This window comes from Enterococcus sp. AZ171, from assembly GCF_051714005.1.
In the GTDB taxonomy this organism is placed as follows: domain Bacteria; phylum Bacillota; class Bacilli; order Lactobacillales; family Enterococcaceae; genus Enterococcus_B; species Enterococcus_B pernyi.
This window is the reverse complement of sequence record NZ_JBIORA010000001.1, coordinates 866,011-891,547: the sequence shown is the minus strand read 5'-3', so window position 1 is coordinate 891,547 and position 25,537 is coordinate 866,011. Positions and strand designations below refer to the sequence as shown.

At 37.3% G+C, this 25,537-nt stretch carries 25 protein-coding genes and 1 tRNA gene; 3 read left to right on the top strand and 23 right to left on the bottom strand.

The genetic code is table 11. From position 1 onward, the window contains the following. Positions 1–169 precede the first annotated feature (169 nt). From IGJ49_RS04235 to map, 16 genes are all read right to left on the bottom strand, one after another. Complete coding sequence (locus IGJ49_RS04235) at positions 170–2,308, bottom strand: glycosyltransferase family 2 protein (protein WP_023519370.1); 2,139 nt, start codon at positions 2,306–2,308, stop codon at positions 170–172. A gap of 31 nt (positions 2,309–2,339) precedes the next feature. Further along, entirely contained in the window at positions 2,340–3,926 is a 1,587-nt protein-coding gene (locus IGJ49_RS04230) for a class I SAM-dependent methyltransferase (protein WP_226076859.1), read from the bottom strand. Next, the gene (locus IGJ49_RS04225; RefSeq protein ID WP_010735938.1) at positions 3,916–5,136 is read right to left on the bottom strand and encodes an ABC transporter ATP-binding protein; all 1,221 of its coding nucleotides are present in this window, start codon (positions 5,134–5,136) and stop codon (positions 3,916–3,918) included. Before IGJ49_RS04225 ends, IGJ49_RS04230 begins: the two co-directional genes overlap by 11 nt. An 11-nt stretch (positions 5,137–5,147) precedes the next feature. After that, entirely contained in the window at positions 5,148–5,954 is an 807-nt protein-coding gene (locus IGJ49_RS04220) for an ABC transporter permease (RefSeq protein WP_019722596.1), read from the bottom strand. A 338-nt stretch (positions 5,955–6,292) separates the two neighbouring features. Continuing rightward, positions 6,293–7,522, bottom strand: coding sequence for an EpaQ family protein (locus IGJ49_RS04215; RefSeq protein ID WP_143352709.1), 1,230 nt, complete (start codon positions 7,520–7,522; stop codon positions 6,293–6,295). Positions 7,523–7,640: 118 nt separating this feature from the next. Continuing rightward, the gene (locus IGJ49_RS04210) at positions 7,641–9,656 is read right to left on the bottom strand and encodes a DUF7657 domain-containing protein (protein WP_349520085.1); all 2,016 of its coding nucleotides are present in this window, start codon (positions 9,654–9,656) and stop codon (positions 7,641–7,643) included. A gap of 46 nt (positions 9,657–9,702) precedes the next feature. Further along, a complete protein-coding gene (gene rfbD, locus IGJ49_RS04205; protein ID WP_023519366.1) occupies positions 9,703–10,554 on the bottom strand; it encodes a dTDP-4-dehydrorhamnose reductase in 852 nt (283 codons plus the stop codon). A 451-nt stretch (positions 10,555–11,005) separates the two neighbouring features. After that, positions 11,006–12,034, bottom strand: a complete 1,029-nt coding sequence (gene rfbB / locus IGJ49_RS04200; RefSeq protein WP_010735943.1) for a dTDP-glucose 4,6-dehydratase — start codon at positions 12,032–12,034, stop codon at positions 11,006–11,008. Between the two features lie 23 nt (positions 12,035–12,057). Continuing rightward, positions 12,058–12,630, bottom strand: coding sequence for a dTDP-4-dehydrorhamnose 3,5-epimerase (rfbC, locus tag IGJ49_RS04195; RefSeq protein WP_010735944.1), 573 nt, complete (start codon positions 12,628–12,630; stop codon positions 12,058–12,060). A 13-nt stretch (positions 12,631–12,643) separates the two neighbouring features. After that, positions 12,644–13,510, bottom strand: coding sequence for a glucose-1-phosphate thymidylyltransferase RfbA (rfbA, locus tag IGJ49_RS04190; protein ID WP_010735945.1), 867 nt, complete (start codon positions 13,508–13,510; stop codon positions 12,644–12,646). A gap of 98 nt (positions 13,511–13,608) precedes the next feature. After that, the gene (locus IGJ49_RS04185; RefSeq protein ID WP_023519364.1) at positions 13,609–14,319 is read right to left on the bottom strand and encodes a glycosyltransferase family 2 protein; all 711 of its coding nucleotides are present in this window, start codon (positions 14,317–14,319) and stop codon (positions 13,609–13,611) included. A gap of 4 nt (positions 14,320–14,323) precedes the next feature. Beyond that, positions 14,324–15,151 carry a glycosyltransferase gene (locus IGJ49_RS04180; protein WP_023519363.1) on the bottom strand — a complete coding sequence of 276 codons (828 nt, stop codon included), beginning with the start codon at positions 15,149–15,151 and terminating at the stop codon, positions 14,324–14,326. Next, positions 15,151–15,951: a glycosyltransferase gene (locus tag IGJ49_RS04175; protein WP_010735948.1), complete on the bottom strand. Its 801-nt coding sequence runs from the start codon at positions 15,949–15,951 to the stop codon at positions 15,151–15,153. The genes IGJ49_RS04180 and IGJ49_RS04175 overlap by 1 nt, the downstream gene beginning before the upstream one ends. Next, positions 15,951–17,081, bottom strand: a complete 1,131-nt coding sequence (locus tag IGJ49_RS04170) for an MraY family glycosyltransferase (protein WP_010735949.1) — start codon at positions 17,079–17,081, stop codon at positions 15,951–15,953. Before IGJ49_RS04170 ends, IGJ49_RS04175 begins: the two co-directional genes overlap by 1 nt. Before the next feature lie 77 nt (positions 17,082–17,158). Then, positions 17,159–18,082, bottom strand: coding sequence for a YihY/virulence factor BrkB family protein (locus IGJ49_RS04165; protein WP_010735950.1), 924 nt, complete (start codon positions 18,080–18,082; stop codon positions 17,159–17,161). Between the two features lie 572 nt (positions 18,083–18,654). Next, positions 18,655–19,419, bottom strand: a complete 765-nt coding sequence (gene map / locus IGJ49_RS04160) for a type I methionyl aminopeptidase (protein ID WP_019722607.1) — start codon at positions 19,417–19,419, stop codon at positions 18,655–18,657. 162 nt (positions 19,420–19,581) lie between these two features. Here map and IGJ49_RS04155 point away from each other — a divergent pair, with 162 nt between their 5' ends. Beyond that, positions 19,582–20,025, top strand: coding sequence for a flavodoxin (locus IGJ49_RS04155; RefSeq protein WP_010735952.1), 444 nt, complete (start codon positions 19,582–19,584; stop codon positions 20,023–20,025). A gap of 113 nt (positions 20,026–20,138) precedes the next feature. Here the strand turns inward: IGJ49_RS04155 and IGJ49_RS04150 are convergent, their stop codons facing one another. Further along, a complete protein-coding gene (locus IGJ49_RS04150) occupies positions 20,139–20,708 on the bottom strand; it encodes a TetR/AcrR family transcriptional regulator (RefSeq protein ID WP_010735953.1) in 570 nt (189 codons plus the stop codon). A gap of 260 nt (positions 20,709–20,968) precedes the next feature. Here IGJ49_RS04150 and IGJ49_RS04145 point away from each other — a divergent pair, with 260 nt between their 5' ends. Next, positions 20,969–22,201, top strand: a complete 1,233-nt coding sequence (locus IGJ49_RS04145; protein ID WP_438722505.1) for an aminopeptidase — start codon at positions 20,969–20,971, stop codon at positions 22,199–22,201. Positions 22,202–22,261: 60 nt separating this feature from the next. On the opposite strand, the gene IGJ49_RS04140 is transcribed toward IGJ49_RS04145, so the two are convergent. Further along, on the bottom strand, positions 22,262–22,426 hold the full coding sequence (locus IGJ49_RS04140; protein WP_010735955.1) for a hypothetical protein: 165 nt from the start codon (positions 22,424–22,426) through the stop codon (positions 22,262–22,264). A gap of 122 nt (positions 22,427–22,548) precedes the next feature. Between IGJ49_RS04140 and IGJ49_RS04135 the strand changes: the two genes are divergently transcribed. Then, positions 22,549–22,622, top strand: a tRNA-Arg gene (locus IGJ49_RS04135). Positions 22,623–22,913: 291 nt separating this feature from the next. On the opposite strand, the gene IGJ49_RS04130 is transcribed toward IGJ49_RS04135, so the two are convergent. The 5 genes from IGJ49_RS04130 to IGJ49_RS04110 all read right to left on the bottom strand — a co-directional run bounded on the left by IGJ49_RS04130 (position 22,914) and on the right by IGJ49_RS04110 (position 25,506). Beyond that, entirely contained in the window at positions 22,914–23,192 is a 279-nt protein-coding gene (locus IGJ49_RS04130) for a zinc ribbon domain-containing protein (protein ID WP_438722503.1), read from the bottom strand. Between the two features lie 34 nt (positions 23,193–23,226). After that, entirely contained in the window at positions 23,227–24,405 is a 1,179-nt protein-coding gene (locus IGJ49_RS04125) for a GNAT family N-acetyltransferase (protein ID WP_023519360.1), read from the bottom strand. 260 nt (positions 24,406–24,665) lie between these two features. Beyond that, complete coding sequence (locus IGJ49_RS04120) at positions 24,666–25,079, bottom strand: DUF3284 domain-containing protein (RefSeq protein WP_010735958.1); 414 nt, start codon at positions 25,077–25,079, stop codon at positions 24,666–24,668. Continuing rightward, entirely contained in the window at positions 25,079–25,261 is a 183-nt protein-coding gene (locus IGJ49_RS04115) for a DUF3188 domain-containing protein (RefSeq protein WP_010735959.1), read from the bottom strand. Before IGJ49_RS04115 ends, IGJ49_RS04120 begins: the two co-directional genes overlap by 1 nt. A 23-nt stretch (positions 25,262–25,284) precedes the next feature. Then, complete coding sequence (locus IGJ49_RS04110; protein ID WP_010735960.1) at positions 25,285–25,506, bottom strand: hypothetical protein; 222 nt, start codon at positions 25,504–25,506, stop codon at positions 25,285–25,287. Between the last annotated feature and the right edge of the window lie 31 nt (positions 25,507–25,537).

Sequence of the window (25,537 nt, the reverse complement as noted above, 5' to 3'; positions counted from 1 at the left end):
ATAGCACACTTTAAAAACATAGTGAATAACCAAATTGTAACCTAAATTCAAAGTTTTTCACGACAGATTTATGTGCTTGATTCTGCTATAAAAATGGGGCATACAAAAATATACCTTAAGTAAAACTTGAATATTCTCCAAGTCTTTCCTAAGGTATATCAACTACTCTTTAATCTGGCCGTAATGAAAAATCGCCAATTCCTTGTTTGGTCAAATTGTCATTATAGAAAGGATCATGTGCGATATATTTGGGCCATTTATCTTGCATTTTTTTGATTTCACCCGCAAAGCGTTTCTGCTTTTCTGGCGTATCTTCGTACCCGCGAGATTTTGACTCAAAGTGATATAGTTCAACCTGATGAGCATACACATTGTTTCTGCCCAGTTCATAGACTTTAAGACATAAGTCTACATCATTGAAGGCAACTTGTAATGTCTCATCGAAGCCATCCACCGCTTTGAAATCATCCGCTTTGACCATCATACAAGCGGCGGTCACTGCTAAATAATCGACGTCGATCACTAATCGTCCGAAATAGCCACAATGTGTGCGGTCATAATTATTCAACGCGTGACCAGCGACGCCACCGATGCCAACGAGTACACCCGCATGTTGCGTCGTATCATCTGGATAGTAAAGTTTTGCACCCACACAGCCAATTGAATCAAACTGAGCATATGAGACCATCGTTGTCATCCAATTAGGAGCGATCACTTCCGTATCATTGTTCAAGAATAAATAATACTTTCCACTAGCTTTTTCAGCCGCAAGGTTATTGATACGAGAATAGTTGAATGGGATATCGATCAATTCGACAATAAAGCGTTCTTTTAGTTGTTCCTTATATGAGTCGAAAAGATTTTGCATCTTCGGATCAGTACTACCATTATCAGCTACAATGATCTCGTAGTTAGGATAAGTCGTTTTTTCGATGATCGAATCAATACACATTTTCAAATCGTCATACCCATTTTTGGTTGGGATGATGACGCTGACTAGATCCTCTTGTAAGACATCATAATTGATCTCATAAAACCCTGAGATTCTTCCTGGACGCACTTGGCCTTTGATATTCCTGCGAGCTAATGCATCCGTCAAAGCTTTCACACCAGAATCGTAAATATAACTTTTAGCTTCTCCACTACTAGCTGTTGATCCTGGAATCGTACGCCAATGGTAAAGGACACGATCGATATGATAAATATGATCTGCTGGGATCTTTTCTGTAAAACGAAGAACTAGGTCATAATCTTGTGAACCTTCATAGCCTTTTCGGAACCCACCTAGTTCTTTGACGATACTTAATCGATAGACGCCTAAATGAGAAATATAGTTATTTCCCATCAAAGTATTGGGTGACCAGTCTGCTTTAAAATGAGGATCGAAGCGATTGCCATCAGCATCGATCTTATCTTCATCACTATAAATCAAATCAAGTTCTGGCCGATCATTCAAGACATTGACTACTTCAAACAATGCATTGACAGGAAGTTCGTCGTCATTATCAAGTAATGCCATGAATTCCCCTTCAGCGATCTCAAGTGCAGAGTTCGTGGCTAAACTGATATGTCCGTTTTCCTCACGAAAGACAACTTTGATCCGTGAGTCTTTTTGCTGATAACGTTCTAAACATTTATGGATTTTAGGATCGGTAGAGGCATCATCACTGATACATAATTCCCAATGGTCATATGTTTGAGCAATCACAGAATCGATACATTTTTCTAGCCATTTGATTTCTACGTTATAAACTGGCATCACGACAGAAATCAACGGACGATAGGCAAAGGCTTGCGCTTTTGTTTTTTGTGCTGCAACGTCGATTTGTTCATGCTTAGCGATCCATTGTGCATAGTCGATCGAACCTGGTTTCAATTCCATTTTCACACGACGTACAGCCTTTTTTAGGCCATGCGTTCGAGCATAGTTCAAGCCTTTTTTTAACAATCGTTTTTTCTTTTCCAAACTCGACTCGATGCCATCATCATAAGGATAGCGTCCATTCAATTTGACGGCTATCCCATTTTGATGATCTTTCGTTTGAAAATCTAAAATTGCTTTTCCCTTCATCTTTCCAGATAATCGAAGATTAAAACCACTTTGCGTTTTTACATCCAAATCATAAAGATGATTGATATCTAAACGCACGACTGGTGTATTTTTTGCTATAATATTTTCTTTTTCAACTTGGATCGTCGGTATTTCTTTCGTTACTTCATCGATTGCCCAACCAACGATCAATAAATCGCCGGTCGCCCGCTCACGAGTGATTTTATCGATAAATACAGCAATTTCTTTTTTTTGCACTGGTTTGGTACTCCTTTACCTAATAAGTTATTTATATTTCAACTAGCCAAGACTGCCCATTTTCTGCAATCAATTCAATCAAAAATGATTTTTCTTGTTCACACGCTATCTGGATCTCAAAACCAGCTTTTGTATGGGGAGGAAGTTTTTCGGCTTCATTCACTTCGGCTCGCTCAATCTGCTGAACCTCGAAGAATGGTGATTGATCTACAGACAACTTATAAGATAAAGGTTTACGTTCCGCATTTGAAATTCCCCATCCAATGATTTTGAGTAATTTTGTTTCTGGATCCCAATTTTTTTCGTCGATACAAAGAGAAAGATCTTTGGCTTGGATTTTTTTTGCCGTTTCTTTTGGTCTCCCTAATCGTCCTTTTGGCTTTATTGCCCAATTGTTAGGCTGCAACAAGTCAAAATATCGATCAGCCGTAGTCTTCAAGACTTTCGTCAGCTCTTTATTCTCTATTTGCAAGTGCTGGTTTTCTTTTGTTAATCTCTCGTTTTCAGCAGATAGTTCTTTTTGAACAGCAGCCATAGGTTTGATTTCTCTAAGGACTTCAGTCATCGTTGCTGGTAATTCACCAATGAATCGATAATGGCAAGAGATTTTGATCGTTTCTCCACTTATATCGGTCAATTCTAGACTTGGTGCTTCTGATCCATCAAAGATATAACAGTCTGTCGCTGTTTTGATGACCGCATTCGATGCGATAAAATCAAGCTTTACTCCGTCTACTTCAACACTGAACTCAAGATAACTTGGTTGCTTTTCAAATTGAAAAATAAAACTTACCGGTTCTTCTGTCAGTGGAAAAGTCAATACTTGGTTTTCTCCCGTATAATTATTGAACGGGATCTGTAATGTTTCTTCTTGCGTACTCTTTTTGATGATTTCCATCATTTTGACATAATTTGAATTTTGCGGTGAATTGATTTTAGCTTCCACATTTGGGTGTTTTTTCAATGAAAAGAAGTATTGATACACTTCGCCAAATGGGCGCATTTTGAAATCATAACGAACTGCTTCTGGTAAGTCAGTATATGCCGACTTCAATTCAGTATCCCCTACTGCTAGATATAAATAATCTTCAATGTTGATGTGCAGATCAGCGTTTGCAAATACTTTTTGAAAGCCTTCGTGGGTATAAAATGAATTATGTGTTTCATCTAGTAGCCCAAACGAAGCCCACGGCAATTCGTTATTAAAGAGGTGGATCAATACAGAGTTATGCACGAGATTAGGAAAAGTAATCAAAATCTCGCCTTCTTCATTTAGAAACTCTCTGACTTTTTTTAATGTCTTCAAAGGATCCACTAAATGTTCCAAGACATCTGCAAATAATATATAATCAAACGTTTGACCAGCATAATATTTTGCCCATTCAAAACTTTCAATATCGCCATAAAAACCATCTTGTGCAATTTCATTGACGTAATCAAATAGTTCTTTGTCCAGTTCAACGATGCTTACTTCACAGTTTTTTGCACCGATCAAATGTTTCGTCATGCGTCCATTGCCTGGACCAAATTCCAAGACTTTACTTCCTGGTTTAATTTGTCCGACAATCTTACCTACGCTACTTTGTTCATCTAAATCCATTTCGAAATCATACTTCATTGTTTTGATCTCCTTCTTTCCACTGGTGATCCAAGACCACGATCCCTTCACCAATATAAGAACCCGTCACAAATAAGTTCATATACTTCGTTTTATAAACTAATGGAACAGTGGCATTTTCTTCAAAAACCGCCACATCGAAATAGTATTCGCCAGCAAGTAAGCCTAACTTCTTATACTTGAGATAAAAGACGTTTTTTCCTTTTTCCCAAGGAATCGTGATATCGTCCAGTAAGGTATTCAAGCCACAGACATAGAAATTATCGACCGTTCGTAGGGCAATCCCTAATACAGGTTTTTTGATGGTATCATCTTTCACTTCATAAGTAACCTTGACATAAAGATCTTCCCCTTGTTCTAACATATCGATTGGTTGCTTGTTTTCATCTAGTAACTCAGCACTTAACACATCGACGATATCTGGGGCAGCAAAACGCTCCACTTGATTTTTGTTACGATCTACTGTTTTTACTGATTTTTTCTTTAAGAAGTTTTCGTAATTGGTTGTCACATCCATCGTATCACCAAATTCTACAACTTCACCATTTTTTAGCCAGTAAGAACGGTCGCAGAAACGACGGATCGAGCTGATATCATGGGAAACAAATAAAATCGTCTTCCCAGAATTTTTGATTTCCGTAAATTTTTCCATACATTTCAATTGGAACTCCAAGTCACCTACTGCGAGTGCCTCATCAACAATCAGAATATCTGGATTGACATTGATCGCTACCGCAAAAGCTAAGCGTACGAACATCCCACTTGAGTAAGTTTTAACTGGTTGATAAACGTGGTCTCCGATATCTGCGAAATCAATGATGTCATCCACCATCGCATCGACTTCTTCACGTGAAAAGCCAAGAACCATTCCATTTAAATAAATATTTTCATACCCAGAATATTCTGGATTAAAACCTGAACCCAATTCAAGTAAGGCAGAAATCTTTCCTTCGATCTCCATGGTTCCACTTGTTGGAGTCAAAACGCCTGTAATGATTTTGAGCATCGTTGATTTACCAGAACCATTTTCACCGACAAAACCAATCATTTCACCTTTTTTAATCTCTACATCAATATTTTTCAATGCATAGAACACATCATGGTACGATTTCTTGAAAGGATTCAAAGCTTCTCTAAAACGATCCGTCGGTTTCGCATACATATTGTATGATTTAGTGATGTTGTTTAATTTAATTGCGTATTCTGTCATAACTATACTCCTTACAGCACATCTGAAAAATGTGGTTTCAATCTACGGAACACTAAGGAACCGATTACGAACATGATTAATGTAACTACCCAAAAATAGATTGTATAAGTACCATGTTCCCAGAACCAAGCTTGACTTAAAAATGATTCACGGTAACCTTGAACAACATAATACAGTGGGTTTAATTTTAGAATCTTTATGATTGCTGGATTAAATTGACTAGGACTCCAAAGAATCGGCAATGTCCACATAATCAGCTGTAGCAAAATTGTGATAAATTGCATGATATCTGGTATAAAAGGTTGAATCGATGCGGTCAACCACGTCAATCCGGTCAAAAAAGCAACCATACAAAATAGATAATAAATCAATTGTAAAGACATGACCGTTGGAAAAATACCATGTCCCATTGTTACGACTAAACCAATCAAGATAAAGAACATATGTGAGTACAAGTTTGAAAGGATTTTAGTTGTTGGTAAGATACGGATATTGAATACCACTTTTTTCACTAAATAGGTGTATTCTCGGAAAACAAGTGTTGTAGAGGTAAACGCATCTGAGAAAAAGAACCATGGGACCATCCCTGTGATCAGATAGACGATAAACGGATACTTCCCGTCAGTCATTGCCGCTTTCAAGCCGAAGCCAAAGACTAACCAGTAAATGAGAACCGTAAACACGGGATTGATGAACGCCCATAAAATCCCTAAAAATGAACCCGCAAAACGCGATTTAAAATCGTTTAACGAGAATTGAAGTAATAGCTTTCGATTTTGATAGATATCCTTCATAAATAAAAACAAATCTTTCAACATTTGTGTTCCTCCAAGCAGTTTCAATTAATTACAGTCAACAGCCATTTTACCACATATTGAGCCAAGGACTGCGATATTCGTTGTTTCTTAATTTTCTATTAAGCAAACTTTTTGTCAACGTTACTATTTTACAAAAGATGATACTTAATTGCAATGAAGCAAAAAACGTGGGCCTGCCAAAAAAGGCTTACCCACGTTTTTATTTTTTTGATTGAGATTGGGACAGAAGTGTATAGCCTTATTTCCGAAGTGCTTGCTCCTGTTTCCACCATTTATTCGATTCTAAGGTGACAGACAAAATAATTGTTGCTGTTGTCTCACACCCCTTATTTTCAAATTCAGTGATAGCGTGCAAGTCTTGAAGTTGACAGTTGATTTTCCTCTTGTATTTTTATTTGCTTACCTGGTGGCTGATCGTAACGATGACTTGCCATCGCTAACAACAAGTAGCCGATAGGTACCCAAGGGAAAGAAGTCAATGTATCTTCCATAAACGATTGGATCATTACTGCCATGAATGCCCATAAGAACGTAAGCTGTCCATTCGAATAATCAGCTTTCAGTGTTAGTCTTCCAACAAAAACAAGTAATAAAATCCCTACAATTGCGATTCCTATCAATCCATATAAATTCAAAATAGAATTATAACTATTGTGATTACCTAAAACCTCATTCCCACGAAAATAAAGAAAAGGCTTCATTCCAACCAGTAGTTGCTCTGTACTCTCGGAAATCGTTTGATAAAATTTCAGCCATATGCCCTCTCTTCCAGTGAAGAGATTGATCTCTTCAGAAGTGGCAGCTAAATAGGATATCGGTAGCGCCAAGCTAAAAATAGCTAAATAGCCGATAAAAGGGGCACGAATAAATTTAAAGAATCTTTTAGGCCAGATATCCAATAAAGCAAAAATGATGATCGCAATCAATGCCGAGCGTGATTGACATACCCAGATTCCTAAAAATGCAGCAATGATCGCTGGTACTCCAAGGATCCGAATATACCAACGTTCAAATGAACTGGCGAAACCACTGATCAGTAGTCCAAGCATCATCAACGAGCTGCCAATCGTATTTGTATTGATCCAAATATCGGATAATTTATTATCTTGGTTCCATATACTTTGTCCTTCAGGTACTTGAATCTCTGTAAATACTCGATATACCGTCACAGCAAGGAAAAATGAGAAGACAAGCAAATAAATTCCCCGATCTACTTTGTCAAATTCGATCCACTTTACACTCAATCCAATCAGAATCAAAATCGGGATCAACAGATTACCTGCCAAAGAACCTTCTCGTATTCCACTGAAATACGTATAGAAACCGAAGATTACAACTGCTGCTCCTAGATAAAAAAAGTCAAATCCTCTTGCTTTATAGATATTCAGTCCTGTTAAGACAAATACACCAAAAGTGACGAACTGTGCGCTATGTTCATATAAAAATAAAGTAGCTGGTGTGCCTATACCGATCGTCCAGACAGAAAAAAGAGCGATTAGCATCATTAACAAGATCCCAGTACTCATTTTATTTATGAATTTTTCGACAAATGTTTGAATGGTTTCCACCTCCTCTTCCAAATAATACTTTTTAAAAACGGATCATTGGATCAGCGTTATCACGATGATTTCTAACTGATCCAATATCCTCTTTTTTTGCACACATCTTCTTCAAACTAAAAGTTTTTTATTGACCAGTAGACTGTGTTTGCCAAGTAGCATAGTTTGGATACGCTACTTCATAGATCATGTACCCATCGTCGTCTGGTCCATATAATTTAGTGAACTGCGCTTCATTACGCTGATTATAGTCATCTAATGGACGCTTGGTTACGACATATTTGATGCCTAACTTTTCAGCATCATCAAAATTCAAAGTCACTGAGAACATGTCTGGACGATCTAGCTTGAAGGCTGTATCTTCTTTGGCAATAAAAGCTCTAGTATGGGCATAACGATTGTAGAAACGCTCATATTCCCCTTCTGGATCAATCAATTGCCATGCAGCTTTGTCTGGATAAAAGCGGACCGTATTGAATGCCTTTACCCCTAAAGCCGGTGTGAAATTATAGAGCTCATCTTCGGTTAACCATACTTGACCTGGATCCTGTTGATCGATTTTTTGGATTTCCTTGGCTAACGTTTTTTCAAAAATCGCACCTGTTCCTTGGACAACTGGATTCACAAAGAAACCAGAAGCAATGATCAATGCACTAAATGAAAGGTAGAAAAAGACGCGTTGTCGAAACAGTGCAAATGCTAAAAGGAGTGTTCCCAAAACAATCACACTGATTAACTCAAAGCCAGAGAAATAGCCTTCCATCTTGGAACCTTGTAACGCATAGTAATAGATACCTGCATTAGCAATCAATAAGACGAATTTATACCACGTTGGGATGACATCGTGTTTCCAAATGTACGCGATAAACCAAATCGATAATAGAAAGGCAGCAAAGCTGAAAGTTAAGATCGCACGAAATGGTGGGACAAATGATAACAAGGTCAATTGAGCCATCGTTCTAGGTAAGCCAATGGTGATCCAAAAAATCGCGAAGAGACAAAAGAGCATTAAGATCCGACCAATATTTTTTTGATCGTCGTCTTTTTTTCCAAACAAGACAAATGGACTTGCTAAAAAGACAGTTGGGAAGAAATGGTAAAATAGTGCTACTTCTGAATTATTTGAGAAACTGATATCCTCGAATGGGATTTTCCAGTTCGTTAAGAAATAGAAAAATTCACTAAATTTCCATTTACCACCTGTACTTACTCGATTCCCAGGATACAACGTATTCAAAGAGGCGAGTAACGCATCTTTAGAAATTGACCAAAAATGCCACATGACAATACCAATAAACAACAACGCAGCAGTAATCAATACAGCGTCAAACCAATCCCATTGTATTTTTTTGCGGTAATAGATCAGTAAACCGACAAAATAAAAAACTAATAGATAGGCGAGCATCACTTGATGGGCCGGATAGATAACTAAGATAAATCCGAGACCGAATATGACCACTAATAACATCATCAATGCACGCAGCCACTTTTTTTCATGTTGATAAAAATAATGATAAAAGGCGACCATTAAACCAATTGTAAAGAAAATCAAATCGCCAACGTGTTGCATGAACCACCATTGAACAGCTGGTGAGAAGGTCAATGCAAATGACCCAATCAACGAAAGTGGCTTGTTTCTTTTCGTTAAGATCATCAGGAGTTCAAATCCTAACAGGACCATGACTACCAGTTTCATTGCCCAATAAAAGGACAATCCTCGATCCCTTCCCAAAAAGAAGAATCCCCAGTTAAATGGTTTACCGATAACAGTGATATCTTTTACTGGTGAATTGTAGGCAATAATCATATTTTGACCATTCAACGAATAATCTTCGTTGATGACCGGATAACCCGATTCTGCTTGAGAGAAATAAAAAGGCGTTTGGACTAGCCATTCATCTGAACGAACTTCTCGATTTTGACCAAAAATAACATCCGTCTTTTTCCCGTCATCTCTTTGGGATACATAGTTATCCCAGCTACCGATCGAGCTACCATTCAAGTTGAAGGTCACAACGATAACGATCACCAATAAGCCAATCACATAACGTAATTTCAATAGGATATCTAAAAATAGATTCGTCTGTTCTGTCTCCGGTTCTCGTGATTTATCTCGCCTTGCACTTCTTGTTTGTTTTTCCATAAAATTCTCCAATTTCTTCGTTGTTTCTTTTTTCTAAGGAAAAACCTTATTTGTTTAATTTTTCAGAAGCTTGTAACATTTGTTCAAGTGCTTCTTGCCACGTTGGAATAACAAAACCAAGATCTTCCGTTTTCTTCAGGCTCATCACTGAATATTGTGGACGTGTTGCTTTTTGTGGATATTCGGCTGAAGTAACAGGAGCTACTTCTACTGCTGTATCTTTTAAGATTTCTTTTGCGAATTCATACCATGAACAACTATTCTCGTTTGATAGATGATAGACACCATATGGTACTTTTTCTTCGATTACATAAACCATAAATTCAGCCAGTGTGCGTGTCCATGTCGGACGTCCAAATTGGTCATTGACCACTGTTAATCGATCGTGGGTTTGTGCCAAACGTTGCATCGTATAAACAAAGTTATGACCATATACACCAAATACCCATGACGTACGAATAATATAATAATCTTCTAAAATTTCCTGCACTGCTTGTTCGCCTAGTAGTTTTGTACGACCATATTCATTCAATGGATTCGTTGCATCATCTTCTAGATATTCTTCATCTTCTTTTTTACCATCAAAGACATAATCGGTACTGATATAAATCAATGTTGCATTCACTGCTTTCGCTGCCAATGCAACATTTCTCGTTCCGTCTACATTGATTTTTTCATCTAATTCTTTTCCTTCGTCTTCTGCTTTATCGACAGCAGTATAGGCTGCACAATGGAAGATGACTTCAGGCTTTAAGTCTGTGATATAAGCCATTGTTTTTTCTGCATCCGTGATATCCAGTTCTTGGGCGTCAGTCGAAACATAATCTAACCCTTTCTCATCTAATAAATGACGTAACTCGGTACCAAGTTGACCATTTCCACCTGTTAATAAAAACATAACGCAATCGCTCCTTGATTTATTTATTTTTAAACTTTTTTTTGTAAAAATATCATTAGCTATCATGTTGTCTTTAATGAACGCTTTATCTTTGAAGTTCGATTCATTCAACTGTTTGTTCGGAGTATTGGACAAAAATAACGGTCTCATTATTTCCCCTTATCCCCAAACAACGGCAGAACACTTATGTGCCAACCACGTTCTAAGAACCAAGCTTATTCTACCATATCGGTTCTCGCTTTTCGAGAGGATGAGCATCCATCCAGCGTTCTTAAAAAATTTTTCATGAAAAAAGGGGCAGCGTCAGTTAAACGCAGTGCCCCTTCAATGACTATTTAAAAAGAGGTTGAGTCTCTCAAGCTATCTATTCAAGCAAGAAAAACATCTGATAAGAGGAAGTCTCTGACTCTTATCTACGCAGCTTGTTCGAGGGAATTCGATTTCTCGCCTCTTATTGTCCATTTTTAGCGTAAGCTGCTTCAACTGCTTCTTTCTCTTTTTGCCACCATTCTTGGTTCTCTTCGTACCACTTGATAGTTTCTGCTAAACCATCACGGAAATTAGTGAACTCTGGTTGCCAACCAAGTTCTTGTCGAAGCTTGGTTGAGTCGATCGCATAACGCAAATCATGGCCAGCACGATCTTTGACATGTTCATAGGCATCTTTAGGCTGACCCATCATTTCTAAGATCATTTCCAATACGGTTTTGTTGTCTTCCTCGCCATCAGCGCCAATCAAATAGGTTTCCCCAATATTCCCTTTGGTTAGGATCAACCATACGGCAGAAGAGTGGTCATTCGTATGGATCCAATCACGAACATTTTTTCCTTCTCCGTATAACTTAGGTTGGATACCACTTAAAATATTGGTGATTTGACGTGGAATGAATTTTTCAATGTGTTGATAAGGTCCATAGTTATTGGAACAATTTGAGATTGTCGCCTTTAGTCCAAATGAACGAACCCAAGCTTTCACTAATAAATCAGAACCAGCTTTTGTTGAAGAATAGGGGCTGGACGGGTTGTAAGGTGTTTCCGCAGTGAACTTCTCACCTTCACCCTCTCCATGACCTGGTAAATCTTCACGTAATGGTAGGTCACCATAGACTTCATCCGTAGAAACATGATGATAACGAACATCGTACTTACGGCAAGCTTCTAGCAATGTATACGTACCAATGATGTTCGTGTGTACAAACGGAAACGGATCTTTAAGAGAATTATCATTATGTGATTCAGCAGCATAATGAACCACTGCATCTGCTTTTTCCACTAATCGATCGACTAATTCTGCATCTGCAATATCTCCGACAACTAGCTCCACACGATCAGTTGGCAATCCTGCTAGATTTTCTTTGTTTCCTGCATAAGTTAATTTATCTAAGACTGTCACATGTACTTCTGGGTGGTTTTGTACAACATAATGTACAAAATTTGATCCAATGAAGCCTGCTCCACCAGTAACAATGATATTTTTCATTTAATATTTCTCCTCATCAAATGTTAGATTTCACCATAAACAAATGGGTTTTCTGCTTCAAATTCTTTCAGTGTAGGATGATTATGATCTTTTTCAGACATGATCGCTTTTGAAAGATCGATTGGCCAATCAATCGCTAACTCTGGATCGTCAAATGCGATCCCACCGTCTGCTGCGGCATCATAATAATTATCGCATTTATAAAGGAAATTCACATTTGGTGTCAATGTCACGAACCCATGTGCGTATCCCTTGGGTACAAGTAATTGACGATGATTATGTTCAGATAAGATATAACTTTCCCACTGTCCATAGGTTGGACTACCTTTACGAATATCGACGATCACATCTAAGACTGCTCCTGAAGTGACACGGATCAATTTTGTTTGAGCGGATGCCCCTTTTTGAAAATGCAAACCACGAATCACTCCGGCTTCAGCAGATAGAGAGTGATTGTCTTGGACAAAATCAAAATCTAATCCATGTTCCGCAAATTTTGCTTTTGAATAGCTTTCTGTAAAGAAACCACGATGGTCCCCAAAAACATCCATTTCGATAATTTTAACATCTGTTAATTTAGTATCCGTCACTTTCATCACTAAAAACTCCTTATTCAGCAGCCAATCTTAATAAATATTGACCATATTGATTTTTTTTCAGTGGTTCTGCCAAAACAGCTAATTGTTGTTTGTCGATATAGCCCATTCGATAAGCCACCTCTTCTAAACAAGCAACTTTTAAGTTTTGACGCTTTTCAATCGTTTCAATAAATGTAGAGGCTTCAAGTAAAGATTCATGCGTGCCTGTATCTAACCAAGCAAAACCACGTCCCATAATCTCTACAGAAAGTTTTCCTCTTTCTAAATATGCTTTGTTGACGTCAGTGATCTCTAGTTCGCCACGCTCAGATGGTTTGATTTCTTTTGCAATTGAAATCACATCGTTGTCGTAGAAATAAAGTCCTGTGACAGCATAATTTGATTTTGGTTCTGTTGGTTTCTCTTCAATAGAGAGAGCTTGCATATTTTCATCAAATTCGACCACACCAAAACGTTCCGGATCATTAACATGATACCCGAAAACAGTCGCTCCACTTTCTCTAGAGGCAGCACGTTGCAACATTTTTGATAGTCCGCCACCATAGTAGATATTATCTCCTAAAACAAGACAAACACTATCATCGCCAATAAATTCTTCCCCAATGATAAAAGCTTGAGCTAGGCCATCGGGACTCTCTTGAACCGCATATTCAAGGTGAATACCTAGATCATGCCCATTTCCAAATAATTCTTTAAAGCGTGGGGTATCTTGAGGTGTTGAAATAATCAATATCTCCTTGATACCTGCCAACATCAAAATAGACATTGGATAATAGATCATTGGTTTATCGTAGACTGGCATCAACTGTTTCGAGGTTGCCTTTGTTAGTGGATACAAGCGTGTTCCGCTTCCTCCCGCAAGGATGATTCCTTTCATGAATATAAGCGCTCCTTTTTCTTTAAATTTTCACTTTCGTTATTATCTCATCAATCCTACTATTTGTCATGGATTTCTTGAGAATTTAACAATATCTTTTAGGGATATTTTTTCCATTTCCGCTGAATGAGTGCTTGGATCAAATGAATCCGCCAAGTGATTTTCTGGCGCCAACTACTCTTCGTTTCAATTTCACTTGCATTAAAATCGTGTCGCCGATAAAGAGTCAGCGGTTCTCGAATAAAGCCCGCATGATTCCCCGCCAGCAAACCGATCCACATATCATGCATCGGTACATTGTCAGGTATCGGTAAGATCGTCTCTTTTAATGAAGAGCGAAAAGCCATCCCTGCACCGATATAGTTACTACGAATCAAATTCGTCAACCAGCCTTCTTTGGATCTCCTAAAGGTAAAGTATGAGGAATGGATCTCATTCAACTGGCTATCTACGATCACTAAATCTGAAATAACTACTAGTTGTTTTGGATGAAGGCTAAAGTATTGTGTGATTTTCTCTACTTTCCCATCTAACCATACATCATCTTGATCTGCTAAAAATATCAGGTCTCCCTGAGCTTGTTCAATCGCAAAGCCAAAATTTTTGATCAAACCTTGTTTGGGACCTTCAAAAAGTTTGATACGTGGATCATTATGTGCATATTCTGTTAAGATCGACCAAGTATCATCGACTGAACCATCATCCGAAATAATCACTTCATCTTCTGGAGAAAGTTGCTTTAAGATACTATCCAATTGTTCTTTTAAATACGCGCCACCATTAAAGGTTGCTATACAAACCGATCGCATCATTTCACACCTTCCAATTATCAACAAACGAACGTAAAGTCATTCGCCAGATTTGACGATTCTTGACAGTCAAAAATTGCTTTGTCATTCTTAATACTAACTGCTTCCGATGTTGCATTAAATGCTGACGGTCGTATTCTTGGTAAAAGATCGACTCAGCAGCCAATATCGACTGATAGCGTGTTACGTTAACTTTTTTATAATCTAATACTGAGAGATCATGAGTCATGCTAGTGGCTAAAACTACAATTTCTTTGTTTAATTGTTTGATTTGCCAAAAAAGCCAATGATCTAAAAAATCGAGTGGGAACACTGTATTATAGCCATTGATCTCTCTTAAAAATGTGAGCGAGAATGCCGCGCCAGAATTGATTGCCATAATCCGTTGACGTGTTACTACTGGCTCTTCGATCACTTCGAAGTGGCGATTGATATAGTGGTCTGCCCACACCGGAGAGATTTGTTTTGTACCAGAAAATACTAAGGGGACCGCAGCTACTCGCTCCTTTGTCCAAGTGAGTTCGGCTACAGTTTCCAAATAATCAGTACCTAACTGAGTGTCCTGATCTAATGTTATAAGTGTCTGTACCGTATCTGAAATGTGGTCAATTGCATAATTGTAAGCAACCGCTAGGCCTGGATTTGCTGGATCATGATGATAATGGACGTTCTTTTCTGAATAAAGCACATCAGCATGTGCAACAGGACTATTATCAAAAATAACTAACTCCACTGTCCCAGCTTGGATAGCTGCTTTTAAATAATCGTAAGAAGGCGATTGGTTGATTTTTTGGTGATACAATACGATCACTACTGCTATTTCTGGTGTCATTAGAAGAAAGTCCACCCCCACTTATGGAAGAATTTCATCATTGAATTTAAAAATATTCGAAAAAGTTTGAAGTTACGATGCGCCCCTTTTCCATATAGATGGATGGCACTATAACGTGGCGTATAAAGGATCTTTTCGTTTGCTTTTTCAAAACTTAAACAAAGATCATTATCTTCAAAATACATAAAGTAGCGAGTATCAAACCCATTGATTGATTTAAATTTCGCAACATCTACTACCATAAAACTACCAGAAATCATGCGCACATAAGAATCACGATCCTCTGGCAAATCACGACATTCAAAGCGATTCAATCGCCGATCAAACATTTTTTTGACAAATTTGAAAGGAATGAAACGTAGTACATAGTCGAATAGAGCTAAACGCTGTCTAATCAAGTATTGAGTCGTCCCATCTTCATTCAAGATTTTAGGTGCCAACATCGCACATTCAGGATGCGTTTCTAAGAGCGCAACCAGGTCGATCACCGTCTGCTCATCTACTAAAATATCTGGATTAAAAATCACCGCATATTTTGCAGCGCTTTGGAGCAAGGTATGGTTATGACCAAATCCAAAGCCTCGGTTTTCATTATTGAAATAAATATTCATGAACGGATATTTTAAATATTCGCGTAATCGTTCTTGGTATTCAGGTGTCGAGTTATTATCAAAAATTTGAAATTCAATTGCCGGTTCTTCACCGATCGTCGCAATGATCGTATCTAATGTCTGGAATATTTTTTTACTATTTGCTGTCACAATGCTAATTAAAATCGGCTTTTTTTTATTGTTCTCCATTAAGGTCTTTTCCATTTCTTAAAGTATTTCTGCATCACTTGTGTACGGTATTCTTTATTCCCTAAAAACCGTAATGTTTTTAGAATGAATTGGTATTTTTCATTGATCAATCCGATCAATTCAAATAATAAAATAGCAGCAAATAGCATCACTAAGAACAAAGCAATCGTTCCAAGACTTCCCGTATAATTCATGATCATTGCAGTAAATGAAAACATCAAAGCGATGGAGTAGATCGTCAAAACAGCTCCTTTATGGGTAAAGCCTAAAGCGAGCAATCGATGATGCAAATGCTTCTTATCTGCCGTAGAAAATGATACTCGATTCGCTTTTCTACGAATGATTGCAAAAAAAGTATCTGTAACAGGTACCCCCATGATGATCAACAAAGAAATCGATGAAACGAAAGTAACATTCTTTAATCCTTGCAATGATAAAACCGCCATCATAAAGCCTAAGAAAAGTGCACCTGTATCCCCTAAATAAATTTTGGCAGGATAAAAATTGTAAGGAAAAAAGCCGATGATACTTGCGACTAAACAAAAAATAACTATAGGTATATAAACTGTTGAGGCATGTAAAAAAAAGTAACCAATAATACCAATGGTCATCAAGCCAATCAAAGATATCCCTGCTGCTAAGCCATCTAAACCATCAATCAAATTGACTGCATTAGTGATCCCAAAAATCCAAAAAATGGTGACAGGAAAACTAAGCCAACCTAATTGGATATATCCTAAGAACGGTAAGGTAAAAGAATCGATCCTGATATCAGCGACAAAATAGATGATCAAAGCCGCTAATAAAATACCAATACTTTTTTGCTTAGGTGAAAGTTCATATTTGTCATCAAGTAATCCGGTCAATACGATGACGGACGCAGCCAATAATATAGGTAGAATATAAAATTTAGGGATGATATCTTTGAATAAAAACAAACTAGATATCACGAAGGAAACAAAGATAGGTAAGCCACCAGCTGAAGGCATCGGCACTTTGTTTATTCGTCGTTCATTCGGTTTATCGACCATTCCAGTTTGAACTGAAATTATTTTAAAAATGGGGGTCAATATCAAAGACAATAAAATTGTCAAAAAAATCTTTATTACAATACTAAAAGAAACCAGCATACGGGCACCTACTTTATTTAAAGAGTCATTAATAATTATAAAACACTGTCGCTATTTTACAATAAGAACTCGTGTTTCTAATTCTTTTTTTGAGAAAATTTATTTTTTAGTTTACCAAGCCATGTTGATGTGATGCTTCTTCGTTCTTTTATTTCGTTTCCTGTTATGTACTCTTGCACAACAGCATTGATGATTCCACCAAGAATAATGATCGTCGCAGCAAAGTTTAACCAAAGCATCAAAACGATAAAACTTCCGATGATTTGATAACCGCTCACACGCGTTGCAAAATAACGAGCATAAATTCCAAAAACTTGTGACAACAACATCCAACCAGTCGTTGCAAATACAGCACCAGGAATCACTGCTTTAAATTTCAATTGCGCGTTTGGTACAATCCAATAAATCATAAACATGATCACAAATAAAGCCACCAAAGTAATCGGCCATTTCAATGTTTGGAATTGGTCAATAAAGTTTACAGGTATTTTAAAGATCGGTTGAATCGCCTCTAAAATCATTTGTCCTAATCCAAGCACTAAAGTGACACCACTAATCGCAATCATGAACAAGATGATAACTATTAAGGAAAAGAAACGGACAATGATGAAATTTTCTCTATTTTCAACTCCATACGCTTTATTCATGGCAATCTGTAATGCATTGATACTCTGACTAGCTGACCATAAAGCTGCAATAGCTGACAATGACAACAAACTACCAGAACTTTGTGTCAACAAATTTTTTACCGCCGGTCCAATAAACTGATAGATCGTTTCAGGAATCACTTGGCGAATATAAGTCAAGACAGTTTCTTGATCGATTTGAAGATACGGTAGAATATTTCCAAGCGCAATAATCAATGGAAACAAAGATAAGAGTAAATAATAAGCCACAACTACTGAAGTCGTTCCCATTTCAGAATCAACGATCCTCTTTTGCGTCGTCTCAATAAAACGCATTAAATTCTTATGTTGTTTTATTTTATTCAAAATATTCATAGTAATCTCCTGTTCAAGGTTGTGAAAGAAGCGGTCTACACTGAGTAATAAGGCAGAAAAATCGAAAATGGCTTTTTCATTTTGGATTTTTTTGCCTTATTATTGAAGTGTTGCTTCTTGAACACCGTTTATCATAGGTTGTGAAAAAGCTGCTTAGCTCCAAGTATTAAGGCATAATTTGAGAAAATAGCTCTCCATATTTTTTCAAATTTTGCCTTGATATGGAAGGAGCTGGCTTTCGAACACCGTTTATCATAGGTTGTGAGAAAAGCGCTTTGACCTGAGCAGTAAGATAGAAAATCAGAAAATAGCTCTCCATATTTTTTGATTTTTTATCTTAGTGTTGAAGGTCAGCTTTTCGAACACCGTTTATCTAGGTTGTAAAAAAAGCTAATAACACTGAGGAAAAGGGTGGCAAACCAGAAAATAATAGACATATTTTTCCAATTGTCACCCTACTATCTTAGTTACTAGCTTTCCTACAACTTTTATCCATTATTTGAAGAAGAAGGTCATCCACAACTTTCTCCATTTGATTAAACAGTTTGCAAACTGTTCGTTGAAAGAAGAACTTAATAAGTTCCTTCTTCACCTTGAGAAGTCAAGATTCTTGGACCATCTTTGGTGATAGCCAATGTGTGTTCATATTGGCAAGATAATCCACCATCTCTGGTATAAGCTGTCCAACCATTTGGGTCCATTTTCATTTTCCATGTTCCTGTATTGACCATTGGCTCGATCGTAATGACCATACCTTCTTTTAAACGTAATCCTTTACCTGGTTCACCATAGTGAGGAATAGTTGGTTCTTCATGGATCGTTGGTCCTACTCCATGTCCAACAAAGTCTCGTACGATTCCTAGATTTTCTCCTTCGACGTACGTTTGGATCGCATGACCAATATCCCCAATACGATTACCAACTTGCGCTTGCTCAATGCCGATATATAGTGCTTTTTTTGTCACTTCCATCAATCGATCAATTTCAGGTGTGGATTCACCCACCACATATGCCCAGCAAGAATCAGAGATTCCGCCTTTTAAGTCAATACACATATCCACTTTCACTAAGTCGCCACTTTTAAGTGGTTTTTTCCGAGGAAAACCATGACAGATCTCATCATTGATACTGATACACGTCGCATATTCATATCCTTCAAATCCAATTTGGGCAGCGACTCCGCCATGACTTTCGATATAATTACGTACAAATACTTCGATATCCCAACTAGTTACTCCTGGTTTAATGAAGTCTCGCAGATTTTTATGGACATCTGCTAATAATGCACCAGACTCTGCCATTGCTTCGATCTCACGTGCTGATTTTAATGTTATCATCTATTCTCGTCTCCTTTTTACAAATCCTTTTTATTTTAACATAGTAGGAAGTATTTAGCCAAATCCCATAGTACCTTTATAAATCTCGCTTCCTTTTTCTCAAACTTTTGGTATAATTGGTAGTTGTTGAAATGCTATTCATTAAAATTTAGGAGGCGCCTTATGGCTTTAGCAAAAATCGTTTATGCAAGTATGACTGGTAACACGGAAGAAATCGCCGATATTGTTGCAGAGGCTCTGGAAAATATGGATATCGATGTTGAAATCAATGAATGCACACAAGTAGATGCAGAAGACTTTCAAGAAGCAGATATTTGCGTAGTTGCTACTTATACATACGATGACGGTGATCTACCGGACGAAATCGTTGATTTTTATGAAGATTTACAAGAACTTGAATTACCTGGAAAAATCTACGGTGTGTGTGGCTCTGGAGATACTTTCTATGATGAGTTTTGTAAGTCAGTGGACGATTTTGATGCTGCCTTTGCAAAAACTGGTGCTGTTAAAGGTGCCGAAAGCGTGAAAGTTGATTTAAACGCTGAGGAAGAAGATATTGAAAATCTTGAAGCGTTCGCAAAATCTCTTGTATCCATGTTATCTTAATCACAAAAAGAAGGATGTGTTTACCACATCCTTCTTTTTATTTAGAAGCATTACGTTTTGTAAATCAAGGCATTACTATCAAATGGGGTCGATCAATTTTTCAAATAAGCAGATCAGTCTACTTCAATCGGATCTTTTAAGCTTAAAATGGCATTGATGCTATCTTGGATCATCTTCTCGATTTGTGTATCCGTCGGATGGATGATATTCGATGACATCAAAGCTGCGATACCTGTTGCAATGATCCAAGTCCCATTGTGAAGCGAGACTAGTTTATCATCTGACAAGTCCATGTATTTTGGATCTTCTTTCACTACGTCCATAAAGTAATTATAGGAGAAATTTTGCATCTCTCTTCCGCCGCCATACTCTTCCAAGTAAAGTGAGCTATATAATTTCTTTTCACGATTTGCGAAATGGATGTAATTCAACGCTAGATCGACAATCGTATTGCCGGTATGTTCTACAGGAAAGACTTCGTATTTTAGATAATCGTAGATTTGCTCAAATAGCGCGTGTTTCAAATCATCCATATTTTTAAACTCTAGATAGATTGGTTGAGTAGAACAGTTCATTTTATTTGCAATGTTTCTCGCAGTGAATTTTGAAAATCCTTCATTGGCAGCAACTTCATAGGCGGCTGCCAAAATCTGCTCCTTTGTTATCGTTTTTTTTCTTGCCATAATTTTCTAATCTCCTTGAAATTTTTTATAGCGCTTCCACCATTGATTAATACTATTGTACCATTTTTTTTCAATAAGCAAAACTTGTTTTTTTATTTTTTACAAATTTTTCTGTCATTATACTCGGATATCAACGCTTTTTTGTGTTTTCTAATTAAAAACAAATGATTATTTTATCAGATGTTTATTTGTTTCACTTCTAATAAAATGTTATCATACAATGAGGAATTACAAAAAATACGATGAGGAGGAATTTAATTATGTTAGCTGATTTTAATGTTAATTTAAAAAAATACGCCCGTTTAATTGCAGAAACAGGGGTCAATGTATCGAAAGGGCACACAGTAGTCTTACAAATCAATGTAGAGCAAGCGGAATTAGCCCGATTGATCACGAAAGAGGCTTACCAATTAGGTGCAGCTGAGGTGATCGTTCAATGGACAGATGATATCATTCAAAAAGAATTCTTGACTCACGCTGCAGATGATCGAATCTCTACAGTTCCACAATATAAAATCGATCAAGCAGATGATTGGATTGAAAAAGGTGCGAGCAGAATCAGCGTTGTTTCTTCTGATCCAGATGCATTCGCAGGAGTTGACAATGATCGTGTAGCCACTTATCAATCAGCAGTTGGAAAAGCATTGATGAATCTAAGAAAAGCGACACAATCAAATAAAGTAAGTTGGACAGTTGTCGCAGCTGCTGGGAAACAGTGGGCAGTAAAAGTATTCCCTGATCTACCAGGGGAAGAACAAGTCGACGCATTATGGGATGAGATTTTCAAAACGACTCGCATTTATGAATCTGATCCTGTAATTGCTTGGAAAAATCACGATGAAAAACTAGCGACAAAAGCAGAAGAATTGAACAAAGAACAATTTACAGCTTTACATTATACTGCCCCAGGGACAGATATCGTAATTGGCTTGCCGAAAAATCACTTGTGGGAAGGCGCTGGAAGCTATAATGCTCGTGATGAAAAATTCATGGCAAACATGCCAACAGAAGAAGTCTTCACCGCACCTGATAGTCATCGCGTGGATGGGTATATCTCAAGTACGAAACCTTTAAGTTATGCAGGAACGACCATTACTGGAATGAAATTTACATTTAAAGACGGTAAAGTCGTTGATTTTTCAGCGGAACAAGGACAAGAAGTCTTGGCAAAACTACTAGATACCGATGAAGGTGCACGTCGTTTAGGCGAAGTTGCTCTAGTTCCTGATCCTTCACCGATTTCACAATCTGGTATCATTTTCTATAACACATTATTCGACGAAAATGCTTCAAACCATTTAGCACTTGGTTCAGCCTATGCGTTTAGTGTGCAAGGTGGAACAGAAATGACCGATGAAGAATTGGCAGCTGCAGGCTTGAATCGAAGCCAGACGCATGTGGATTTCATGGTTGGTTCAGATAAAATGGATATTGATGGTATCCGCGAAGATGGCTCACGCGTGCCGATCTTCAGAAATGGCGACTGGGCGTAATAATAAAACAAAAAAAGATCTGGAAATCCCAGAACTTTTTTTGTTTTTCCATAGATATGTTTATAATAAATCTTCTTTTTTAGTAAACGTAAATTTGCGACTTTCTTTTTCTACAGGTTTTTCTTCTTCGTGTTTTTGGATTGCCTCTTTCGTAATTTCTTCACGTTCTCTTTTTGCTTCATCTAAACGTTCTGCAATTACTTCTTCTTTTGGCTTATCAGACATAATCAAAACCCCCTTTATCACCCTCATTCTACCACTCAGGATTCCTTTATTGGAAACGTTTTGCTCTAAAAATCAGCTTGCATGTATGCCTTCAAAGCGCTAAAATAATAGTATTGATGCTTGTTCCTGTAGCTCAGTAGGATAGAGCGATCGCCTCCTAAGCGATAGGTCGCTGGTTCGATTCCAGTCAGGAACGTCTTAAACTTATCATGAGTTTGTGATAGTGATGTTCAGCTCCGAGAAATAAGCCCGCTCCCCAGAAATTTGTTCTTGTATTTTGGGGGACGGGCTTATTTCTTATGGACACTGTTTATTCAGTTTTAATAATCATGAGATCCCTCAAGTCACAATCCCCTATTATATTTCTGCTCTTTAAAAAATAGCGACAAAAATAAAATTCCATTTTTTACTTATTACCAAATACATTATGTGAAGTCATTTTATTCGATAATGAGGTAGCATCCATTTTTTGCTATTGGAATAAACTTTATTGTTGTTTCCACCTTTTTAAATCTGGGAAAAATTGATGCATGAATTCACGTGCTTCTTCCTTTGGCTTGCCTTGTTCTTTCAGCATGCCTGATTCATTCATGTGCTGGACACTCTCTTCAATCATTTCATCCATTGTACAATCAGTTAAAAATGCGCCATCTTTGTAGCAGTAAATGCAATATTCTTCACTCTTGCTATTGTTTTTGTTTGTCCCTAAAATCTCAACTGAATCAAGTGACATTCCACAACTTTGACAATTCGTCATTGCTTCCATTTCTATGTTCCTCCTATCATCTGATTGTCTTCACTCAGAAATAATCATTGAGAATTGGTTGTTGATTAGGCAGTGATTGACTAAGTTCAGCCACCAATGCGCCTTCTACTTTGATTTTTTCATGGAAATCAAGCTCTTCAACTGTTTGATATCCTAACAATAATTGTGTCAAGCTTTGAATCGTTCCACTGACCACAGGTAATTCTGTCTGTTGGACTTTCTTTACTTCAAGTACTCCATTGACATAAGAAATATCAAAAAATCCTTCGTTCCATTTTGCATACGGATCTTCTGTCACATGGATAGAAAAGTTGATTGCATGTCGGAATGGATAAGTCTGCATAAATTTCTCAACATCTACGATTCTTCCCATCATATAAGGCGTGATCGTGGTTTTAGCAAATGGATTATCCAATAAATAATTTTTACTGTAGCCAGAAAAACCACATGTATACTCAAACGAATCAAATGCGCCACTATGCGAACCAATGAAACGCATCAATCCTTTCAATGCTTCATGATTCAGATAACCCATTTCGACGATGATAAATGTAGGGGCGGCTAATTTATAAACGACATATCCTGTAGCATTCCCCTCACGGTCGTAATACAGTGCATATTGATTCTCTTTTCGTTGTTTAAACTTGTAGGAATACCACCATTCTTCTCGGACCAAACCGCCTCGCGTACTCTCCGGCATATTTGTATAAATGGATCGTATGGCATCCACTGATTCTTCAAAACTTGTCCGTTTCATATAACCAGTTGTTTTCTTTACAGCTGGCATATCACGGCTCGCCAACTCATAGCTGATTCGATCAAATAATTGTTCGTAGCCATAGCGACGATAAAAAGGATAAGAAAATGGTGCTAGATAAGACAGCGTGACATTTCTTTCTCGACAGTCTTCAAGGATTTTTTCCATGATCCGATTGATACCGCCCTGTCCTCGCGCTTCAGGATAGGAAGCAACGTATCCAATCCCAGCCATCAAGTAATTTTTTCCATAGAAATCCACTGAAAAAGGTGTGGCCATTACTTGACTTGTCAAATGGCCCTCTGGATCTAAAAAGCCGTAGTTCCATGAATTCTCAACAATCATTTTAAATCGTTCACGTCGTTCGTCTGTATCTTGTGAATTAAAAGCATAGGTTGCTAAAGCGTACATTTCTTCTAGCGCTTGGTTCCCTAATTCCTTTATAACATTCGTCATACTTTCCCTTCTCCCTTTAAATATCTATACCAATTGTACTATTATTTTCTTTATAATAGCAAGCGGACCTTCATTACTTTCACAAAGTAGTATCTCTCAAAAAATGATTTACAAAAAATAGCGCTAAAAAGCCAAAATAGAACAAACGATTTTGGTTTTTAGCGCTTCATTTTTTTGATCCAAACGTTGTTTCCACAACTTATTCTTATTTTGATCATTAGTTATCCTCTTGGATGGACGATTTGATTTACCATCCTCTTTTAATAGGATTCTTCAATCATCCCTAGCATCTTTTTAAAACGTCTCTTTTTAAAATACATCAACATCGTTCCTAAGATCATATCATTCATTTTCTGCAACATACCGTGTGATTCCATTTGTTCTGTATAGTGGACTTCACACGATTTTTCATCAATTGGTTTGATTTGATAATGAACGACAAAATCATTTTTAGTCGTTGAGGTACGAAATTTATAAGATTGGTTATCAATGACTTCCTCAATGATAATGCGTGCACGATTATTTTGAGAGAATTGTTTGACGTATTCAAGATTCTTTAATTGTTTGCGTGTCACTGATTTCCCAGTGGCTTTGCGGACATCAAAAAGAACAGAATCCATCACTTTATCATAGAAAAACGATGCCGGAATGTTTAGTGTTTTAATTATTTCCATTAGTTCTTTTTCTCCTTTGCTTCTTCTTTTTTCTTACCTTTTAAAAAGAAGTAAATCCCTAGTCCTGCAAAAAACAACCCAGTGACCATACTATAAATGTCATATTGTTGTGTTCCCGGATTTAAACTATATAGTATGATCAGTGAACCAATACTACACAAAAACAATCCATTTTTTATCATTTGAACCACCCTTATCTTGTTTCTTAGACTGCTGCTGCTTGGAAATATAATACCGTGCCCCATGGTTGAGCTTTGATCAATTCTTTTGCTGTTTTGGCAGCTGCTTCTTTATCTTCTGCACTTGTTTCAAAGAATAATTTGATTCCTTGTTTTTCTTTGAATGTAAAGGTCATGCCTTCTTCGTTGTATCCTTCTAATAATTCTTTGATTGCATCTTGTTGCATAGCACTAGCGATTGAAATCATTTGTTCTCCTCTTTTCTTTTTTTATTGATTA

Excerpts from the sequence above, each read along its gene's own strand:
- IGJ49_RS04230 (WP_226076859.1), bottom strand. The coding sequence starts at position 3,926 with ATGAAGTATGATTTCGAAATGGATTTAGATGAACAAAGTAGCGTAGGT.
- IGJ49_RS04225 (WP_010735938.1), bottom strand. The coding sequence starts at position 5,136 with ATGACAGAATACGCAATTAAATTAAACAACATCACTAAATCATACAAT.
- IGJ49_RS04220 (WP_019722596.1), bottom strand. The coding sequence starts at position 5,954 with ATGTTGAAAGATTTGTTTTTATTTATGAAGGATATCTATCAAAATCGA.
- IGJ49_RS04210 (WP_349520085.1), bottom strand. The coding sequence starts at position 9,656 with ATGGAAAAACAAACAAGAAGTGCAAGGCGAGATAAATCACGAGAACCG.
- rfbD (WP_023519366.1), bottom strand. The coding sequence starts at position 10,554 with ATGTTTTTATTAACAGGTGGAAATGGTCAACTTGGTACCGAGTTACGT.
- rfbB (WP_010735943.1), bottom strand. The coding sequence starts at position 12,034 with ATGAAAAATATCATTGTTACTGGTGGAGCAGGCTTCATTGGATCAAAT.
- rfbC (WP_010735944.1), bottom strand. The coding sequence starts at position 12,630 with ATGAAAGTGACGGATACTAAATTAACAGATGTTAAAATTATCGAAATG.
- rfbA (WP_010735945.1), bottom strand. The coding sequence starts at position 13,510 with ATGAAAGGAATCATCCTTGCGGGAGGAAGCGGAACACGCTTGTATCCA.
- IGJ49_RS04185 (WP_023519364.1), bottom strand. The coding sequence starts at position 14,319 with ATGCGATCGGTTTGTATAGCAACCTTTAATGGTGGCGCGTATTTAAAA.
- IGJ49_RS04180 (WP_023519363.1), bottom strand. The coding sequence starts at position 15,151 with ATGACACCAGAAATAGCAGTAGTGATCGTATTGTATCACCAAAAAATC.
- IGJ49_RS04175 (WP_010735948.1), bottom strand. The coding sequence starts at position 15,951 with ATGGAGAACAATAAAAAAAAGCCGATTTTAATTAGCATTGTGACAGCA.
- IGJ49_RS04170 (WP_010735949.1), bottom strand. The coding sequence starts at position 17,081 with ATGCTGGTTTCTTTTAGTATTGTAATAAAGATTTTTTTGACAATTTTA.
- IGJ49_RS04165 (WP_010735950.1), bottom strand. The coding sequence starts at position 18,082 with ATGAATATTTTGAATAAAATAAAACAACATAAGAATTTAATGCGTTTT.
- map (WP_019722607.1), bottom strand. The coding sequence starts at position 19,419 with ATGATAACATTAAAATCAGCACGTGAGATCGAAGCAATGGCAGAGTCT.
- IGJ49_RS04155 (WP_010735952.1), top strand. The coding sequence starts at position 19,582 with ATGGCTTTAGCAAAAATCGTTTATGCAAGTATGACTGGTAACACGGAA.
- IGJ49_RS04150 (WP_010735953.1), bottom strand. The coding sequence starts at position 20,708 with ATGGCAAGAAAAAAAACGATAACAAAGGAGCAGATTTTGGCAGCCGCC.
- IGJ49_RS04145 (WP_438722505.1), top strand. The coding sequence starts at position 20,969 with ATGTTAGCTGATTTTAATGTTAATTTAAAAAAATACGCCCGTTTAATT.
- IGJ49_RS04140 (WP_010735955.1), bottom strand. The coding sequence starts at position 22,426 with ATGTCTGATAAGCCAAAAGAAGAAGTAATTGCAGAACGTTTAGATGAA.
- IGJ49_RS04130 (WP_438722503.1), bottom strand. The coding sequence starts at position 23,192 with ATGGAAGCAATGACGAATTGTCAAAGTTGTGGAATGTCACTTGATTCA.
- IGJ49_RS04125 (WP_023519360.1), bottom strand. The coding sequence starts at position 24,405 with ATGACGAATGTTATAAAGGAATTAGGGAACCAAGCGCTAGAAGAAATG.
- IGJ49_RS04120 (WP_010735958.1), bottom strand. The coding sequence starts at position 25,079 with ATGGAAATAATTAAAACACTAAACATTCCGGCATCGTTTTTCTATGAT.
- IGJ49_RS04115 (WP_010735959.1), bottom strand. The coding sequence starts at position 25,261 with ATGATAAAAAATGGATTGTTTTTGTGTAGTATTGGTTCACTGATCATA.
- IGJ49_RS04110 (WP_010735960.1), bottom strand. The coding sequence starts at position 25,506 with ATGATTTCAATCGCTAGTGCTATGCAACAAGATGCAATCAAAGAATTA.